The organism is Dongia sp. (assembly GCF_041906375.1).
Lineage (GTDB): Bacteria > Pseudomonadota > Alphaproteobacteria > Dongiales > Dongiaceae > Dongia.
In genome coordinates, this window is record NZ_JAYRJJ010000003.1 from 420,614 (window position 1) to 435,312 (window position 14,699).

Below are 14,699 nucleotides of genomic sequence, written 5' to 3' on the forward strand. Positions count from 1 at the left end.
GCGGTGCAGCAAAAGACGGCCTCTCATGAACAGGCCGAGAAATGCCGACGGCAAAGCTCGGTGAAGGCGAGGGCGCGTTTGGTCGGTCGCAACTTCTTCAGCCGCGCAAGCCCCAGGCGCGTCGGGCGCAGCTTTTCCCTGACCGGCAGGAAGACCAGCCGGCGCCCATCCAGCGACCACTCGCTTAAAGGCCGTGAATGCATGATCGAGAAGGCGTCGGAATTGGCGACCAGCCCGCGCACCATCTCGAAGCTTGGCGTTTCATAGGCGACACGCGGTTGCAGGCCGAGCCCATAGATGATGGAGAGGAAATAATCGCGGCTGTGCGGCAGGCCAAGCAGCACCATCGGATAGGCGATGAGGTCGGCGATGGCGACCGTGTCACCTTTGGCGAGCGGGTGGTCCTTGGCGAGGATGCAATGGAGCGGCACTTCGGCCAGTGCCTCGAACTCGATATCGCCGTCGAGGCCGAGATCGTAGGTGAGGGCGAATTCAAACTCGCCGGCGCGCAGGCCATCAAGGACGCCCTGCACATGATACTCGTGCAATTTGACGCTGATCTCCGGATGACTGGCAACGAGCGCACCGATGAGGCGCGGCAGAACCAGCGGCGCCACGGTCTGGAAGCAGCCGATATGCAGTTCCCCCGCCACCTCCTGGCCAAGTCCCATCGCACCCAGGCGGACGTCGTCGGCATGGTCCAGCAGGCTCTTGGCGTCGGTCAGTAGTTCGCGGCCCGCCGCCGTGAGGCTCAGGCCCTGCGCGTGATGGCGGACGAAGAGATCCACCCCGAACCGCGACTCCAGTTCGGCAATCGCCGCCGAAACCGAGGGCTGGGAGATATTGACCCGCTGGGCGGCCAAGGTGACCGAGCCGGTCTCGGCGGTGGCCACGAAATAGCGCAGCTGCTTCAAGGTGAACGGCATTGATAAATCCGATTCAATTCGAAAGATAAAAAGATTTTCTCATTACCAAAGCCCATGGGCAAGATAATGCGAATTGAACGCATCCCAACGCTTCCGACAGGGGGAATTAATCAATGCTGCGGACCGGGGCCCAATATCGCGACAGCCTGAAGGACGGCCGTCAGATCTGGATCAATGGCGAACGGGTCAAGGACGTGACGACCCATCCGGCTTTCAAGCCGATTGTCGACGTCCGCGCCCGCATCTACGACATGGCGCATGAGGCCAAGACCAAACCCGTCATGTCCTACCGCGACGATAAGTCGGGGCAGGAGAATTGCATCGGTTACAAGCTGCCGCACACCCAAGAGGACTGGCATGCCAAGCGCCGCGCCATCGACACCGTCATGCGCGATATCAAGGGCTATGCCGTGCGCGTTGGCGACGAAACCGTGGGCGAGATGTGGTCGCTCTATGACGGGCGGGATATCCTCAACGAGGTCGATCCGCAATTCTCGAAGAATATTGAGCACCATATCCAGCATGTGCTGAACTCCGACACCTTCCATGTCTCGGCCAACACGGATCCCAAGGGCGACCGCTCCAAACGCCCGCAGGACCAGGACCCGGATATGCTGCTGCATCTGGTCAAGGAGACAGACAAGGGCATCATCGTGCGTGGCGCCAAATATGAGACGGCAGCGGCCTACGCCAACCAGGCCTTCGTCAAACCCACCATCGCCAACTGGGGTGACGACAAGCTCAGCGATTATGCGCTCGGCTTCATCTGCGACATGGGCTCGCCGGGCCTCAAGCATATCTGCCGCACAGGCTTCACCGGCCGCGCCTCGGCCGACGACTATCCGCTCTCCAACCGGGCCGATGAAGTCGATACGCTGCTGATCTTCGACGACGTGCTGATCCCGTGGGAGAACGTACTGTTCTATCGTCACACGCGGGCGGCGGCGTTCATCCGCGGCACGCTGCACCGCTACAGCGCTTTCCCCTTCACGCTGCGGCTCCTTTATATAGCCGACCTGATGCTGGGTGCTGCCGCCTTCAACGCCAAGCAGACCGGCCTCGATGCCCAGCAAGCGGTGCGCGAGAAGCTCGCTTTGCTGATGCAGTACCGTGAGAGCATCAACGCACATCTTACCGCGGCGATTGCGATGGCGGAGAAGAGCCCGGGCGGCCTTCTCATGCCCAATCAGTCGCTCCTCTATACCGGGCGCTATGCGGCGATCAACCAACTGCCGGCGATGATGCATCTGGCGCGCGAATTGTGCGGCGGCCAGATCTGCGTCACCCCGGACAAGGCCACGTTCGACAATCCCGAGATCAAGGATTGGATGGAAAAATACTATTCGGTCAACGAATTCTGGCAGGCCGAGGACCGCCGCAAGCTGCTGGCCTTCGCGCGCGATCTGCTGAATTCCGACCGCGCCGGGCATATGGTGACCTTCGAACTCTTCGCCCAGTCACCGCCCTTTGCGCATCTCAATTCGATCTATATGAATTTCGACATGACCAGCGCACTTTCCTATGTAAAAGATTGCGCGGGCCTGTCCGACCGTGTCCTTGATCAATGGAAGAAGAAATAAGCCATGACCTACAGCCATGTACGTTTGCGCAAGTTCAACACCAAGAAGACCTATCCGGAACAGAGCCTCGACAACGACCTCTCCATGTCGGTGCGTGCCGGCAATACCATCTTCCTGCGCGGCCAGGTCGGCCAGGCGTTGGATGGCTCGATGGTCGGCGTCGGCGACGCGGCGGCCCAGACCGAACAGGCCATGCGCAATGTGAAGCAATTGCTGGAAGAGCAGGGCGGCAAGCTTGCCGATATCTGCAAGATCGTCATCTACATCACCGATCCGCGCTATCGCGAGGATGTCTACCGGGTGATCGGTAAGCATCTCAAAGGTGTCTATCCGGTCTCGACCGGCCTGGTTGTCCAGGGCCTTGCCCGGCCGGAATGGGTGATGGAAATCGACGCCTATGCGGTGATCCCGGAAAGTCGTATGAAGAGCGTTCAGGAGCCGCCCGCCGCCTTGCAGTGGAAGGATACCGCCGACAAGGCGGACCGCGCCAGGAAGCCGGCAAAGAAGAGGGCGGCCCGCAAGAAATAAGGAACGAGCCATCCATGACCTTCTCGCTTGTCGGTCGCTGCGCTGAAACCGGAATGTTCGGTGTGGCCATCACCACCTCGTCGATCGCCGTCGCGTCACGCTGTCCCTGGGCCAGGGCCGGCGTCGGCGCGGTGGCGACGCAGAATGTGACCGATCCGCGGCTGGGCAATCAGGGGCTCGATCTTCTAGAGAAGGGCATGAGTGCGCCGGAAGCGATGAATGCGCTGATGGCGAAGGCTCCTTCGCCCGAGCACCGCCAGGTGACGATGATCGACAAAAGGGGCCATGCGGCCTTCTGGTCCGGGGCCAAGACACTCGGCACCAACAATGTGGCGCCGGGCGAGGATTGCATCGCCGCCGGCAACCTGCTGCAGAACCCGGATGTGCCGGCCGCGATGGTGAAGGCCTTCGTGCAGTCGAAGGGCCGGCATCTCGCCGACCGGCTGTTGCTGGGGTTGGAAGCCGGAATCGTCGCCGGCGGCGAAATGGGGCCGGTGCATTCCGCCGGCCTTCTTGTCGTCCATGAGCAGAACTGGCCGCTGGTCGATCTCCGCATCGATTGGAGCGATGACAATCCCATCGTGCGCCTGAAGCGCCTGTGGGAGGATTACCAGCCGCAAATGGACGCCTATATCACCCGCGCGCTCGATCCCAATGCCGCGCCATCCTATGGCGTGCCCGGCGACATGGGCGAGGAGAAGTAGGGATTACGCTATTCGATGCGGATTGACACCTAATTGCCATAGAGGCATGGTGAAGCTCACTCAATAAGAGTGAGAGCATATTGATGCGCGCGCGAGTTGCTTGGTTCCTAACCGGCCCAATGATTGCTACCTCCTTAGCCATAGCTGTGGCTGGCGCATCGACCGCTACAGCAGCCGAAAATGTCGAAGTGTGGAGCTATTCAATTGCTGAGATGTGGGGGCTCCAAGAAGCTTTTCCGCTACCCGCTCCTCCGTTCACATTTCTGGCCGGCGCGCTGTTTTTTCAAGATAAAGCGGTGGTGGTTGCGGGTGACGACAAGGCGATGACCGATAAGAAATACAGTGCAATCGGTTTGGGGTATGGTCTTTCCGTTCTTGCACAAATGAGCTCGCCGCCCAACATGCCCGCCAGCCTCAAATGTGTTGGTGATGGTAAATCGTCTGATGAGGCCATGATGGTCGAAGGTTGGGATTCCGACCTTACGGAAGTGGGGGCGGGTATGCTTTGCTCATACGCTCATTTTAACAATGCAAATTGGCGGTCTTCGCAATTGCTGACTGATCGGCGCCGGTTCTTGAGCGTTACGGAATACCGCACCGACGAAAACAAGATCGAGCGGGTCTATGTCGACGTGACGCGGTGGGCAGAGCAGCTCTATTCGGAACTACCCTAGTCAGGCTCTCTTGCCGCTCCTCAAGATATAGAGGCAGCAGGCGATGACGATCCCGGATCCGGCGAGCATGTAGGTGGTCGGCCAGTCGCCCCAGATCAGTGCGCCGAGGATCATCGCCCAGACCAGGCCGGTATAGTCGAGCGGTGCCAGCATCGAAACCTCGCCATAGCGGAAGGCCTGGTTGAGGCAGAACTGCCCACAGGTGCCGGCGATGCCGACGGCCAGAAACAGCAGCGCATCCTCAAGCGGCGGCGTGCGCCAGAACCAGAACATGGCGATGCCCAGGACGATCACGACCGTGAGGGCATAGTAGAAGAGGATCGTGTGCGTCGATTCGGATGAGGAGAGCTGGCGCGACGAGACCAGGGTGAAGGCCCAGAACACCGCCGAGACGAGCGCTGAAACCGAACCCCATTCAATCACATCTCCTTCGGGGCGCATGATGAGCAGGATGCCGATGAAGCCGGCGCCCACGGCGACCCACCGGCCCGGCCCGACCTTTTCGCCGAGCAGGGGAATCGACAGCATGGTCATGAAGATGGGCGCCGCAAGCCCGATCGATACGGCGTTGGGTAGCGGAATCAATTGTAGGGAGACATAGAAGGTCAGCATGGTGATGAGGTTGCAGACCGAACGCCAGAGATGCCCCGGCAAGCGCCGCGTATGCAGGCCGCCCAGCCCTTGCGGTGACATCCGCGCCAGTCCCAAGGCGATGAAGAGACAGACGAAATAGCGCAGGAAGGCGATCTGCGTGACGTGATAGCCGCGATCGTCGGCCAGCCATTTGACCAGCCCATCCATGCCGACCAGCAGCAGCGAGGCGGCCAGCATATAGACCACGGCGATTCGGGGCCGGTTGCGCAAGGCGCTATTGGCTGGGGCGGTACTGGTTGAGGTGGGGGAAGTCACGTTGCCGGGGCGGGTCCGAGGAGGTACAGTGCCGGCGATTATGGCCGTTCGGCCATCCCTTGGCTATGGCATTGAAGAATGGCGCCTTTCGACATCGTCCCCTCGGCCTGTCCGCATGATTGTCCTTCGACCTGTGCGCTTGAAGTGGAGCGCATCTCGCCGACCCGGATCGGGCGCATCCATGGCGCCAAGGACAACAGTTACACGGCCGGAGTCATTTGCGCCAAGGTCGCGCGCTATGCCGAGCGGCAACATCACCCGGACCGGCTCGACGTCCCTTTGCGTCGCGTGGGCGCCAAGGGTGTTGGCCGTGCGGCCTTCCAGCCGATCACCTGGGCGCAGGCGCTTGACGAGATTGCCGATCGGTTCCAGCGCGCCGAGCAGCGCCATGGTGCGGAAGCGGTCTTTCCCTATTACTACGCCGGCACGATGGGCCTGGTGCAGCGCGATGGCATCTATCGCCTTACGCACGAAAAGAAATACTCGCGCCAGAAGAGCACGATCTGCGTCTCGCTTTCCGATGCCGGCTGGCAGGCGGGTGTCGGGGTGATGCGCGGCGTCGATACGCGGGAACTCGCCGAGAGCGATCTCATCATCGTATGGGGCGGCAATCCGGTCGCGACCCAGGTCAATGTGATGACTCACGTCGCCCGCGCACGGAAGGCGCGCGGCGCCAAGTTGATCGTGGTTGATCCTTACCGCACCGGTACGGCGGAAGCGGCTGACCAGCATCTCATGCTGCGCCCTGGAACCGATGCCGCGTTGGCCGTGGCGGTGATGCATGTGCTGTTTGCGGAAGGCTATGCGGACCGCGCCTATCTCGCGCGTTACGCCGATGCGCCGGACGAGCTGGAGCGCCATGTGGCCAACCGGTCGCCGGAATGGGCGGAAGGCATCACCGGCATTCCGGCTGCGACGATCCGCGACTTTGCGCGCCTCTATGGCCGCACCAAGAAGAGTTTCATCCGGGTCGGATACGGCTTCTCCCGCACGCGGAACGGGGCCGTCAGTCTCCATGCCGTTTCCTGTCTGCCGACGGTCACAGGGGCTTGGGCGGAGAAGGGCGGCGGTGCGCATTACTCCAACCGCGCGATCTATCATATCGACAATCGCCTCATCATGGGCCTCGATCTCAAGGACACAAGCGTCCGTGAACTCGACCAGTCGCGTCTCGGTGCCGTGCTGACGGGCGATAAGCGGGACCTGGGCGACGGGCCGCCGGTCACGGCGATGATTATCCAGAATACCAACCCGATGAATGTCTGCCCGAACTCGAATTTGGTGCGGCAGGGTTTCCTGCGCGACGATCTGTTCGTCGCGGTGCATGAGCAGTTCATGACCGAAACGGCGGCGATGGCGGATATCGTGCTGCCGGCCACGACCTTCCTTGAGCATGACGATATCTACCGCGCCAGCGGCCACACCCATCTACAGGTGACCCGCAAGGTGGTGGAGTCATTGGGCGAAGCGCGGCCGAACCACTTTGTGCTCTCGGAACTCGCCAAGCGCCTGGGCTGCCATCACCCCGGTTTCTCGATGACGGAATGGGAAATCATCGACGAAACACTGAAACTGTCCGGTCATCCGGATGCGCAGACCCTCTACGCTGCCCGCTGGAAAGATTGTGTGCTGGATTTCGAGACGACACATTTCCTCAACGGGTTCGGTCACCCGGATAAGAAATTTCGCTTCAAGCCGGATTGGGCTGCGATCGGACCGGATATCGAGGGGCTGCCATCCTTGCCGGATTATGCACCGCTCAACGATGCGGCGACGGCGGAACATCCGCTGCGCCTGGTGACGGCGCCGGCGCGGCAATTTCTGAACTCGACCTTCACCCCGACCCCAACCTCGCGCGCCCGGGAAGGCCGTCCCACCTTGCTGATTCATCCGGACGACGCGGCACGCTACGCAATCGCCGATGGTGCCGAAATCGAAGTGGGCAACAGGCAGGGTGTCGTCGGCCTCCACGCCAAATTCTTCGACGGGCTCCTGCCCGGCGTGGTGGTGATCGAGAGCCTGTGGGGCAACGCCGATTTCCGCGGCGGGCTCGGCGTCAACACGCTGGTCAGCGACGAAGCCGGCAAGCCCGATGGCGGTGCCGTGTTTCACGATACGGCCGTCTGGGTCAGGCCTGCCTGATCATGACCAAATCCGGTCCACATAGCATCGGCCCCCATGTAATCGTGTTGGGCAATGAAAAGGGCGGCTCCGGCAAGTCGACCACGGCGATGCACCTCATCGTGGCGTTGCTGGCGGCCGGCAAGCGCGTTGGCTCGATCGATCTCGACGCACGCCAGGGCTCGCTCTCGCGCTATGTCGAGAACCGGCGCAAGACCGTGGACGCGATGCTGACGCCGCTGCCGATGCCGGAGCATATCCCGATCAACCAGAGCAAGGCGGACAGCCGCGAAGCGGCGACGCGGGAGGACGAGGCCAATCTGGCCGCAGCCCTCGAACAATTGGCGGGCAACGACTTCATCGTCATCGACACGCCCGGCAGCGACAGCGCGCTTTCGCGCGCGGCGCATATCCGGGCCGATACCTTGATCTCGCCGTTGAACGACAGTTTCCTGGATCTCGATCTGTTCGGGCGCATCGAGGATGAGGGGCAGAGCATCCGCCGCCCCAGTGTCTATGCCGAAACGGTATGGGAGCAGCGGAAGCGCCGCGCCATGGCCGGCGGCAGGCCGATCGACTGGGTGGTGATGCGCAACCGCCTGTCCAGCCTCGATGCGCGCAACAAACGCGACATCGGCAAGCTGCTGGAACAATTGGCCAAGCGCATCGGCTTCCGCATTGCGCCGGGTTTCACCGAGCGCGTCATCTTCCGCGAGTTGTTTCCCCGCGGCCTCACCTTGCTCGATCTGTCGCGCAAGGATGCCGGGGTGCAATGGCGCATGTCTCATGTGGCGGCGCGCCAGGAAGTGCGCGACCTGCTGGAGGCCCTGAACCTGCTGCCGAGGGAGGAATCCCCCACCTCCCAAATCCCGGCCTAGTTTTCCCCGCCGAATTTTCCTGGAAGTCACACCAAATGGGCACGAATGGCCGCCTTCTGTGTTCGTCTCGTGATGTTTAGGCAATATCCGCGACTTTTCAGCGCCCCCGGCTTGAAGTCCAGTTGGACGGCGTGGCAGAAATGTTGCGATGCATCAACCAAAGGGAAACGGAATGATCAAACCGCTCAAGAAGGCAATCTTTCCGGTGGCCGGTCTCGGCACGCGCTTTCTGCCGGCCACCAAATCCATGCCGAAGGAGATGCTGACCGTCGTCGACAAGCCGCTCATCCAATATGCGGTGGAAGAAGCCAAGGCCGCCGGAATCGAGGAGATGATCTTCGTTACGGGTCGCGGCAAATCGGCGATGGAAGATCATTTCGATCATTCCTATGAACTTGAAGACACGCTGAGCCGCCGCGGCAAGAAGGCGGAACTGGAACTGCTCAAGAAGATGCTGCCGCTTGCGGGCAATATCGCCTATGTGCGGCAGCAGGAACCGCAGGGTCTCGGTCATGCGGTCTGGTGCGCGCGCCATTTCATCAAGGACGAGGCGGTGGCCGTGCTGTTGCCGGACGATCTGGTGCATGGCGAGGTTTCGTGCCTGAAGCAGATGGCCGACGTCTATCGCAAGGTTGGCGGCAATATCATGGCCGTCATGGAAGTGGCGCAGGAACATACCAGCCGCTACGGCATCCTCTCGCCGGGCACCGACAAGGATGGACTGGTTGAGGTCAAGGGGCTGGTCGAGAAGCCTTCGCCCGACAAGGCGCCGTCGCGTCTGGCCGTCATCGGCCGCTACATCCTGCAGCCGGAAATCTTCAATCATCTCGAGGCGCAGGGGCCGGGGGCGGGCGGCGAGATTCAGTTGACCGATTCCATGGCGCGGATGATCGGCGAGGTGCCGTTCCATGGCTATCGGTTCGCGGGCAAGCGCTACGATTGCGGCGACAAGGCGGGCTTCATCGAAGCCAATATCGCGCTCGGCGTGGCGCACCCGATCCTCGGCAAGGCGGTCAAGCAAGTGGTGGCGGAGATCGCGGCGAGCCTGAAACTCTGATCAGATCTTCCTTGCTAAAGATAAGCGCATAAAAATATCATTATCCCTGCCAATCTGCGGGGAAATGATGGAAGAAATTCTCAAGGGCCTGCGCGCATCGGCCGAGGCGACGCGGTTGCGGATCCTCGGCCTGTGCGCCCATGCCGAACTGACGGTGAGCGATCTGGTCGAAATCCTCGGCCAGTCGCAGCCGCGCATCTCCCGACATCTCAAATTGCTGGTGGAGGCTGGGGTCCTGGTGCGCAACCAGGAAGGCCCGTGGGCCTGGTACCGCCTGCCCGAAGAAGGGGTGGGGGGCGAACTGGCGCGCCTCATCGTCGATTTGCTGCCCTCCGATGACCGGCAGCATGCACAGGATCTGAAGCGGCTCCAGGCGATTTCCGAAGGTTGGACGTCGCGCGTCGCTGATTTCTTCCGCCAGCATGCCGGGGATTGGGAGCAGATCCGATCGCTGCATGCCGATCAGGCGGCGGTCGATGCGGCCCTGCTCGCTGCCTTGCCGGGAGCGCCGATCGAGAGCCTGCTCGATATCGGCACCGGTGCCGGCCATGTGCTCTCGCTGGTCGGCAAGCGGGCCCAATCGGCGGTCGGCGTCGACCGCTCGCGCGAGATGCTGAATGTCGCGCGCTCCAATCTCTTCCGCGCCGGGCTGCGGCATTGCCAGGTGCGCCAGGCGGACATGTTCGCCCTGCCTTTCGAAGATGCGAGCTTTGCCGCGATCACCATGAACATGGTGCTGCATTTCGCCGACCGGCCGGATGCAGCCATAACCGAGGCAGCGCGGGTGCTGCAGCAGGGTGGCCGGCTCGTGATCGTCGATTTCGTGACACATCAACTGGAACAGCTGCGCGAGGAACAGGCGCATCGCTGGCTGGGCTTCGACGACGCCCAGATCACGGCCTGGTGCCGGGCTGCCGGATTGCAGCCGTTGGCGCCGCAACATCTGGCCGGCGGATCGCTGACCGTGGCCCTGTGGGTCGCTGAACGCCCGATCTGACTATTCGAAGCCGTAACGCGCCATGACTTCGCGCCGGAGGCGCGGGATCAGCGTCGGGTCGGCGTTGAGATGGGCCTCCTCGGAATCGAGGATAGCAAGGAAGAGGCGGCCGCGCAGCCGGTTGGTGTCGAGCTTGGCCGCGGCCCGGTTGCCGATGGCGGAGACGATGACATCGAGGCAGCGCTCAGCGGCGTTGAGGCGGCCCCACAGAAAATCATGCTCGCGCCAGGATCTGTTGAAGAAGGCGCCGAAGCTCATCAGCGAGGTGCCGCGCAGGACGATGCCGCTGGTGAGGCCATGCGCATCGTCCGGGCTGATGCGGTCGACCAGGACTTCATTGATCTCGTCCATATCCGTCCATTGCAGGATCGGAAAGGTGATGAGGTCGAAGAAGGCAAAGCCGACATAGGCCTTGGCGACCGCACGGCGCGCGATCGGCGGCAGGAAGGCAAAGCCCATCACCGAGATGATTTCATCGAGCGAGTTGTCGATCGGAATGAGGCCGAAGGCTTCCTCCAGCGCTGCGAGATCGACACTATCGAAATCACGCCCGGCCTGGGCCGCGGCCGCCAGCCGCTTGGCCGCCGCAACCGGGGCGCCGGAATATTTGGCCGGGTCCCAGCGGGGGGCTGCGCGCTCGATCGCCTCGTAAAGCGCGCCTTTGAGGTCGTCGATGGCGGCGGAGCCCACGTCGACGCCGGTCTCGCCGGCCGAGCGATAGAGTTCATTGAGGCGCCGGATCACGAAGCGAATGCGGCGCAGGCGAAACTCGATATCGAAACCGCGCAGGAAGCGAATGGTCCGCGCAGGCGGGGCATCGTCATGTTCCAGCCAGCGATCGAAGGCGTCGCTGATGACTTCGCGAGCGATCGCCGCTTCAGAAGTACTGGCGAGCTTGGCCACGAGCACCGACAGCCGGTCGCAGACGCCCCGCAATTTCAGCTTCTGATAGCTGAGATAGGCATAGCCGGCACCTTTATGTGCCGCTTCATTGGCGGCCGAGCGGTAGCGGCCGACCTCGGCGATGGTCGGCGGATTTTCAGCATCCGGCTGCACGATGTCATCGACCAGACGCTCGACTTCGGGGTCGGCGGCCGCCAGGATTTCCGCCATGCGCCGGGCCCGGACATTCCAGGCCTCGATGCCGAGAAGATCGTCCGCAATCGGTTCGTTGCGCGGGATGACGGCGAGCGAAGCCAGGATGGTGCGGAAGAATCCGGGAGCGCCTTCGCCGGAGCGTTGCCTGCCGTCAGGGCGCGGATTGGGGTCGACATAGATGATGCGGCGAATCACTTCGCGGCTGGCCGGCCGGTCGCCCAAGGCACTGATGACCGGCGAAAATGGCTTGTTCATGACGACGCTGCCGTCGATGAAGAAGCGATTGGCGGCAGCCTGGTCGAGATCGCCTTCGACGCCCAGCTTGTCGACCAGCAAGGCGGTGCGTGCCGGCCAGCCGCGCCCGCGCTGGGCCAGGATGTCATCCATTTCGGCGACCGTTGCCGGGACGAAGGCACCGGGAAAACAGGCGGTCGCGCGTGAAGCGAATACCAGCGACGGCACATGTTCCGGGCCGAACTCGCTCTGCAATTCGCCGGAAAGCGTGCGCCGGCAGCTGAAGGCGAGGATGCGACGATGCTCGGTCTCCTCGACGACCGGCGGGTCGTGAAGAGCAATACGGTGCCGATGGCCGCGATAGTCGGTCACCGTGACGAAGAGGTCCAGGCGGTGACCCGGGGGCAGCAGGCTGATGCCGGAACCGCCGCCGGCATCCATATTGTCGCAGGCATCCAGCATCCAACCGGCAAAGCGGGGGCCGGAAAACGGCGGCGTGAACCAGCGCGCCTGCACGAAGCGGCGCACTTTGGCGAGTGTTTCAGGATCGGCCACCTGCTGGCCGAAGCGGCGAATGAGGATCTTGTCGATGATCGGTGCCAGGGCACCTTTCAGAGTCCGGCTGACCAGGCTGGCCGGAACCGAAAGCTGGGTGACGTCGGCGTTCTGCAGCCACAATTCACGATGCGAATCGAGCGGCAGATCATGGGCAAGGGCGCGGGCCAGCATGACGCCATTGATACCGCCGGCCGAGGCACCGGAAATGAGGTCGATCACGATCCGGAGGTCGATGTCTGGCTCCAGCGACTTCAGCAGGTCGAGATAGACGGCGGTGCTGTCGGAAACGGCCGCAGTCGCACCCTCGGCTTCGGCGTGAAGCTGCTTCGACGCGCGGATCAGATTGAGAATTTCCCGGGTAACGCCGTGGATATAGACGGCCAGGGAGACGCCGCCGTAAAGCACCACAGCCAGCCGCACCTCGATCTGCTTCATATCCCCCCGGACGCCCATTCGGGCTCTCGTTCGAGTCGGCTTAGTCTAGCATCGGGAATGCCCCTTGGCGCTAGCGGCGATGCCCCTTGTTGGGCGGCGGATTTGCAATCCCGGCATGCGGCCCCGGCCATATCAACGTGAGGGGGGGCGGGCCGGAGTTGTTATGTTCTTGACCCCAAGCACACCTTGCCGGAGCCCACGCGGATGATCCCCTTTTCGGTTCTCGATTTGTCGCCGATCACGCTTGGTAACAGTGCCGCCGATGCCTTTCGAAATACGGCCGATCTGGCGCGCCATGCCGAGAACTGGGGATACCAGCGCTATTGGCTGGCCGAACATCACAACATGCCGGGGATCGCCAGCGCTGCCACGGCCGTGGTCATCGGGCATGTCGCTGCGGCAACACAGCGCATCCGCGTGGGGTCAGGCGGCATCATGCTGCCCAACCATGCCCCGCTGGTGATCGCCGAGCAGTTCGGGACGCTGGAATCGCTCTTTCCCGGCCGGATTGATCTCGGCCTCGGCCGCGCGCCCGGTACCGATCAGCGGACTGCGCGGGCCCTGCGCCGCAATCTCCTCGGCAGCGATGACACCTTTCCGCAGGACGTCGCCGAACTGCAGGCCTGGTTTGCGCCGGTCCAGCCGGGCCAATCGGTCCGCGCCGTTCCCGGCGCCGGCCTCAATGTCCCGATCTGGCTGTTGGGTTCCAGCCTGTTCAGCGCCCAGTTGGCGGCGGAAATGGGGCTGCCTTTTGCCTTTGCGTCGCATTTTGCGCCGGATTATCTCATGCGGGCACTCGATCTCTATCGCGCCAACTTCAAACCGTCGGCAGCCTTGCAGAAGCCTTATGTCATGGCCGGGCTCAATGTCTTTGCCGCCGCGACCGACCAGGAAGCGCGCTTCCTGTTCACCTCGCTGCAGCAGCAGTTCATCAACCTGCGCCGGGGCACACCCGGTCCGCTGCCGCCGCCGCGCCAGAGCATGGATGGCTATTGGTCGCCCATGGAGCAGCAGATGGTCGAGCATTCGCTGGCCTATGCCGTGGTCGGGGCACCGGCGACGGTCGAGCAGGGGCTTGCCGACTTTATAGCCGCCACCCAGATCGATGAGGTGATCGTGACCGGCCAGATCTACGATCATCAGGCCCGGCTGCGGTCCTTCGAGATCGTGGCGGCGGTGCGCGACCGCCTGGCGATGGCCGAAGGCGCCGCGATGGCCCGCTAGCGGCCCCGGCCGCGGCGTTCTATTGTCTGCGGCAATCTAGCCGTTTGCCAGGAGCCTGCCATGTCTGCCCCGACGCCCACGCGGCGTTTCGTCTTCAACCCGGCCCCCGTGCCCGCCTTGCCCGTGGCCGGGCGCGAGGAATTTTTCCCCGTTCATCGCATCTACTGCGTCGGGCGGAACTATGCAGACCATGCCGTCGAGATGGGGCATGATCCCAGCCGCGAGGCGCCTTTCTTCTTTCAGAAGAACCCCGATACGCTGGTTCTCCCGGGCGACGACTTTCCCTATCCGCCCGCCACGACGGATGTGCATCACGAAATCGAACTGGTGGTCGCGCTGCAATCCGGCGGCCGAGACATCCCCGTAGCTGAGGCAGTTGAGCATGTCTTCGGCTATGCTGTCGGTCTCGACATGACCCGGCGCGATCTGCAGGCCGAAGCCAAGAAGGCGGGGCGACCCTGGGAAGTCGGCAAGGCATTCGAGCATGCCGCCCCTTGCTCGGCGATCGCGCCCGCCGCTGAAATCGGCCATCCGCAGGCAGGTGCCATCTGGCTGAAGGTCAATGGCGCGCTCAAGCAGCAGGGCGATCTCTCTCAACTCATCTGGAAGGTGCCGGAGATGATCAGCTATCTCTCCGGCCTGTTCACGCTGCAGGCGGGCGATCTCATTTTTTCCGGAACGCCGGCGGGCGTCGGGCCGGTCTTGCGCGGCGACGGATTGCTGGGCGGTATCGACGGTGTCGGCACCCTGTCCATTCATGTGCGTTAGAAAGAAGC

General features: G+C 62.7%; 12 protein-coding genes and 1 pseudogene. 10 read left to right on the forward strand and 3 right to left on the reverse strand.

Annotation, left to right across the window (positions count from 1 at the left end; genetic code table 11):
* Positions 1–23 precede the first annotated feature (23 nt).
* Positions 24–926, reverse strand: coding sequence for a LysR family transcriptional regulator (locus tag ACE3OA_RS13395; RefSeq protein WP_374311443.1), 903 nt, complete (start codon positions 924–926; stop codon positions 24–26).
* 113 nt (positions 927–1,039) lie between these two features.
* Between ACE3OA_RS13395 and ACE3OA_RS13400 the strand changes: the two genes are divergently transcribed.
* The 4 genes and pseudogenes from ACE3OA_RS13400 to ACE3OA_RS13415 all read left to right on the forward strand — a co-directional run bounded on the left by ACE3OA_RS13400 (position 1,040) and on the right by ACE3OA_RS13415 (position 4,412).
* The gene (locus ACE3OA_RS13400) at positions 1,040–2,506 is read left to right on the forward strand and encodes a 4-hydroxyphenylacetate 3-hydroxylase family protein (RefSeq protein WP_374311445.1); all 1,467 of its coding nucleotides are present in this window, start codon (positions 1,040–1,042) and stop codon (positions 2,504–2,506) included.
* A gap of 3 nt (positions 2,507–2,509) precedes the next feature.
* Positions 2,510–2,908, forward strand: a pseudogene (locus ACE3OA_RS13405) (Rid family hydrolase); the annotation flags it as partial.
* 140 nt (positions 2,909–3,048) lie between these two features.
* Positions 3,049–3,738 (forward strand): DUF1028 domain-containing protein, encoded by a 690-nt coding sequence (locus ACE3OA_RS13410; protein WP_374311447.1) that lies wholly within the window; start codon positions 3,049–3,051, stop codon positions 3,736–3,738.
* A gap of 83 nt (positions 3,739–3,821) precedes the next feature.
* Positions 3,822–4,412 carry a hypothetical protein gene (locus ACE3OA_RS13415; protein ID WP_374311449.1) on the forward strand — a complete coding sequence of 197 codons (591 nt, stop codon included), beginning with the start codon at positions 3,822–3,824 and terminating at the stop codon, positions 4,410–4,412.
* Here the strand turns inward: ACE3OA_RS13415 and ACE3OA_RS13420 are convergent, their stop codons facing one another.
* Complete coding sequence (locus ACE3OA_RS13420) at positions 4,413–5,276, reverse strand: DMT family transporter (RefSeq protein WP_374311451.1); 864 nt, start codon at positions 5,274–5,276, stop codon at positions 4,413–4,415. It abuts the gene before it with no gap.
* Between the two features lie 123 nt (positions 5,277–5,399).
* On the opposite strand from ACE3OA_RS13420, the gene ACE3OA_RS13425 reads away from it, so the two are divergent.
* The 4 genes from ACE3OA_RS13425 to ACE3OA_RS13440 all read left to right on the forward strand — a co-directional run bounded on the left by ACE3OA_RS13425 (position 5,400) and on the right by ACE3OA_RS13440 (position 10,374).
* The gene (locus ACE3OA_RS13425) at positions 5,400–7,463 is read left to right on the forward strand and encodes a molybdopterin oxidoreductase family protein (RefSeq protein WP_374311453.1); all 2,064 of its coding nucleotides are present in this window, start codon (positions 5,400–5,402) and stop codon (positions 7,461–7,463) included.
* Positions 7,464–7,465: 2 nt separating this feature from the next.
* The gene (locus tag ACE3OA_RS13430) at positions 7,466–8,320 is read left to right on the forward strand and encodes a division plane positioning ATPase MipZ (RefSeq protein ID WP_374311455.1); all 855 of its coding nucleotides are present in this window, start codon (positions 7,466–7,468) and stop codon (positions 8,318–8,320) included.
* A 172-nt stretch (positions 8,321–8,492) separates the two neighbouring features.
* A complete protein-coding gene (gene galU, locus ACE3OA_RS13435) occupies positions 8,493–9,377 on the forward strand; it encodes a UTP--glucose-1-phosphate uridylyltransferase GalU (protein ID WP_374311457.1) in 885 nt (294 codons plus the stop codon).
* Between the two features lie 64 nt (positions 9,378–9,441).
* Complete coding sequence (locus tag ACE3OA_RS13440) at positions 9,442–10,374, forward strand: ArsR/SmtB family transcription factor (RefSeq protein ID WP_374311459.1); 933 nt, start codon at positions 9,442–9,444, stop codon at positions 10,372–10,374.
* On the opposite strand, the gene ACE3OA_RS13445 is transcribed toward ACE3OA_RS13440, so the two are convergent.
* Positions 10,375–12,699, reverse strand: a complete 2,325-nt coding sequence (locus ACE3OA_RS13445; RefSeq protein WP_374311461.1) for a patatin-like protein — start codon at positions 12,697–12,699, stop codon at positions 10,375–10,377.
* A 204-nt stretch (positions 12,700–12,903) separates the two neighbouring features.
* Here ACE3OA_RS13445 and ACE3OA_RS13450 point away from each other — a divergent pair, with 204 nt between their 5' ends.
* The gene (locus ACE3OA_RS13450; protein WP_374311463.1) at positions 12,904–13,923 is read left to right on the forward strand and encodes an LLM class flavin-dependent oxidoreductase; all 1,020 of its coding nucleotides are present in this window, start codon (positions 12,904–12,906) and stop codon (positions 13,921–13,923) included.
* Between the two features lie 60 nt (positions 13,924–13,983).
* Entirely contained in the window at positions 13,984–14,691 is a 708-nt protein-coding gene (locus ACE3OA_RS13455; RefSeq protein WP_374311465.1) for a fumarylacetoacetate hydrolase family protein, read from the forward strand.
* Positions 14,692–14,699: the final 8 nt, after the last annotated feature.

Excerpts from the sequence above, each read along its gene's own strand:
- ACE3OA_RS13395 (WP_374311443.1), bottom strand. The coding sequence starts at position 926 with ATGCCGTTCACCTTGAAGCAGCTGCGCTATTTCGTGGCCACCGCCGAG.
- ACE3OA_RS13400 (WP_374311445.1), top strand. The coding sequence starts at position 1,040 with ATGCTGCGGACCGGGGCCCAATATCGCGACAGCCTGAAGGACGGCCGT.
- ACE3OA_RS13410 (WP_374311447.1), top strand. The coding sequence starts at position 3,049 with ATGACCTTCTCGCTTGTCGGTCGCTGCGCTGAAACCGGAATGTTCGGT.
- ACE3OA_RS13415 (WP_374311449.1), top strand. The coding sequence starts at position 3,822 with ATGCGCGCGCGAGTTGCTTGGTTCCTAACCGGCCCAATGATTGCTACC.
- ACE3OA_RS13425 (WP_374311453.1), top strand. The coding sequence starts at position 5,400 with ATGGCGCCTTTCGACATCGTCCCCTCGGCCTGTCCGCATGATTGTCCT.
- ACE3OA_RS13430 (WP_374311455.1), top strand. The coding sequence starts at position 7,466 with ATGACCAAATCCGGTCCACATAGCATCGGCCCCCATGTAATCGTGTTG.
- galU (WP_374311457.1), top strand. The coding sequence starts at position 8,493 with ATGATCAAACCGCTCAAGAAGGCAATCTTTCCGGTGGCCGGTCTCGGC.
- ACE3OA_RS13440 (WP_374311459.1), top strand. The coding sequence starts at position 9,442 with ATGATGGAAGAAATTCTCAAGGGCCTGCGCGCATCGGCCGAGGCGACG.
- ACE3OA_RS13445 (WP_374311461.1), bottom strand. The coding sequence starts at position 12,699 with ATGAAGCAGATCGAGGTGCGGCTGGCTGTGGTGCTTTACGGCGGCGTC.
- ACE3OA_RS13450 (WP_374311463.1), top strand. The coding sequence starts at position 12,904 with ATGATCCCCTTTTCGGTTCTCGATTTGTCGCCGATCACGCTTGGTAAC.
- ACE3OA_RS13455 (WP_374311465.1), top strand. The coding sequence starts at position 13,984 with ATGTCTGCCCCGACGCCCACGCGGCGTTTCGTCTTCAACCCGGCCCCC.